The organism is Streptomyces sp. NPDC007971 (assembly GCF_042958635.1).
Lineage (GTDB): Bacteria > Actinomycetota > Actinomycetes > Streptomycetales > Streptomycetaceae > Streptomyces.
In genome coordinates this window covers 1-1,401 of record NZ_JBIBJK010000089.1, presented here as the reverse complement: position 1 = coordinate 1,401, position 1,401 = coordinate 1, and the positions used below count along the sequence as shown (strand labels likewise).

Genomic DNA, 1,401 nt, shown 5'->3' with positions numbered 1-1,401 from the left:
TGGTGGTGGCCGCGGCCGATGCCGATGGGCGGCGGACGGTGGAGGTGTTCTCCCGCCTCGACGACGGCAGCCAGGACGCCTGGGTCCAGCACGCCAGTGGCATGATCGCCCCCGCAGGGGCGCCGGTTCAGGCGGACGAGGATCTGAAGGTGTGGCCGCCGCGCGGGGCCACGGCGGTGGACATCGACGGTATGTACGAGGCCCTGGCAGCGGCGTCGTACGGCTACGGTCCGGCGTTCCAGGGGCTGCGGGCGGTGTGGCGCCGCGGCGAGGACGTCTTCGCCGAGGTCGCCCTGCCCGAGACGGTGACGCAGGGGGCAGGTGCCTTCGGGCTGCACCCGTCGCTGCTCGACGCCGTACTCCAGGCCGGTGCTCTGGCCAGTGGGCCTGGAGAGGCCGAGGAGGGCGGCCAGGGTCAGGTGCGGTTGCCGTTCGCGTGGACGGGTGTGGAGCTGCATGCCAGTGGTGCTTCGGTGCTGCGGGCGAGGCTGCGGCGGGATGCCCAGGGCAGTCTGACCGTGACGGCGGCGGATGGCACGGGTGCTCCGGTGGTGTCGGTGGCATCGCTGATCACGCGTCCGGTGACGGCGGACCAGCTCCAGTCCGCGGACGCCGGAGTGGCAGACTCCCTGTTCACCGTCGAGTGGGCCCCGGTGGCCGAGGCTCCGGCTCCGGCAGGGGAGTGGGCGCTCGTGGGTGCCGATCGTTTCGGTGTGGTCGATGGGTTGAACACCGTCGGGGTGTCGGTGTCTTCGTTCGCGGATGTGGCCGGGGTGGCTGCGGCTGTGGAGGCGGGTGAGATTGACCCGCGGGTGGTGCTGGTGTGCGCGGGTGCCGAGGGTGCCGAGGGTGCCGAGGGTGCCGAGGGTGCCGTGGACGATGTGGCGGAGGCTGCTCGGTCGGCGGTCGGTGAGGCTCTTGGCCTGGCTCAGGAGTGGTTGGGGGAGGAGCGGCTGGAGTCGGCCCGGTTGGTGGTCGTGACCCGGGGTGGTGTGGCTGCCTCGGCCGGTGAGCGGGTGGTTGATCTGGCGGCGGCTGCGGTGTGGGGTCTGTTGCGTTCGGCGCAGTCGGAGAATCCGGGCCGGCTGGTCCTGGCCGACCTGCCCGCCACCGGCACCGGTGCGCAAGCGGTCGCCGCGCTGGACTCCGATGAGCGCGCCGTCGCCGCGCTGGATTCCGACGGGCAGGGCGTCGCGGTGCTGCCGTCCGTACTGGACTCCGACGGGCAGGGCGTCGCGGTGCTGCCGTCCGTGCTGGATTCCGACGGGCGAGCGGTCGCGGTGCTGCCGTCCGTGCTGGACTCCGGCGAGCCGGAACTGGCTGTCCGTGGCGGGGTGGCGTATGGACGGCGGTTGTCGCGTCCGTCGGGTGAGTTGGTGGTGCCTGAGGGGTGGTGGCGGC

Annotated in this window: 1 protein-coding gene; it reads left to right on the top strand. The window is 72.9% G+C overall.

The features are described 5' to 3' along the window. Positions 1-101 precede the first annotated feature (101 nt). Positions 102-1,401, top strand: a 1,300-nt coding sequence (locus tag ACFZCP_RS45895; RefSeq protein WP_391443270.1) for a polyketide synthase dehydratase domain-containing protein, incomplete at its 3' end; no start/stop codon positions are given.